2 protein-coding genes are annotated in these 556 nt (G+C 66.4%); one reads left to right on the forward strand and one right to left on the reverse strand.

Annotated features, from left to right (window positions below):
- Positions 1-24: 24 nt before the first annotated feature.
- Entirely contained in the window at positions 25-327 is a 303-nt protein-coding gene (locus IJ15_RS0124195) for an ABC transporter ATP-binding protein C-terminal domain-containing protein (protein WP_051919622.1), read from the reverse strand.
- Here IJ15_RS0124195 and IJ15_RS26845 point away from each other — a divergent pair.
- A partial coding sequence (locus IJ15_RS26845; protein ID WP_269321492.1) for an ATP-binding cassette domain-containing protein occupies positions 327-556 on the forward strand: 230 nt, incomplete at its 3' end. The two genes, IJ15_RS0124195 and IJ15_RS26845, sit on opposite strands and share 1 nt — an antisense overlap.

Below are 556 nucleotides of genomic sequence, written 5' to 3' on the forward strand. Positions count from 1 at the left end.
CCACCGGCCAAGGCATTCAGAAAGCTATCCATGAGCAGCCCTCTCGGTTTCGTACGGCGCGGCCTCGCTACCGAGGTACGCGGCGATGACATCGGGGTCCCGTTGCACCACGTCGGGTGTGCCGTCGGCGATGACCCGGCCGGACTGCAGGACCGTGATGTGGTCGGAGAGGTTGAGCACCAACTCCATGTCGTGCTCGACGAGGAGCACGGTGAGGTCGAAGCGGTCACGGCATTCCAGGATCTGCTCGCCCAGGATCCGCGACTCCGCGTCGTTCATGCCCGCGACAGGTTCGTCGAGCAACAGCAGGGACGGCGCCGTTGGCATTGCCGCGGGCGCGCCGCGAGAGCGCCGAGGACGAGAGGATCGTTCGAACCATGGCGGAGGCACTGGCCATCGAGGAGTACCTCGACCAGCCCGTCGGTCCGCTGCCCTACGGCATCCGCAAGAAGGTGGAGATCGCCCGCGCATTGTGTGCGGAGCCGTCCCTGCTGTTGCTCGACGAACCTGTCGCGGGCATGAACGACGCGGAGTCGCGGATCCTGGGCGAGCAGAT

The sequence above is a fragment of the Prescottella defluvii genome, from assembly GCF_000738775.1.
GTDB lineage: Bacteria > Actinomycetota > Actinomycetes > Mycobacteriales > Mycobacteriaceae > Prescottella > Prescottella defluvii.

Excerpts from the sequence above, each read along its gene's own strand:
- IJ15_RS0124195 (WP_051919622.1), bottom strand. The coding sequence starts at position 327 with ATGCCAACGGCGCCGTCCCTGCTGTTGCTCGACGAACCTGTCGCGGGC.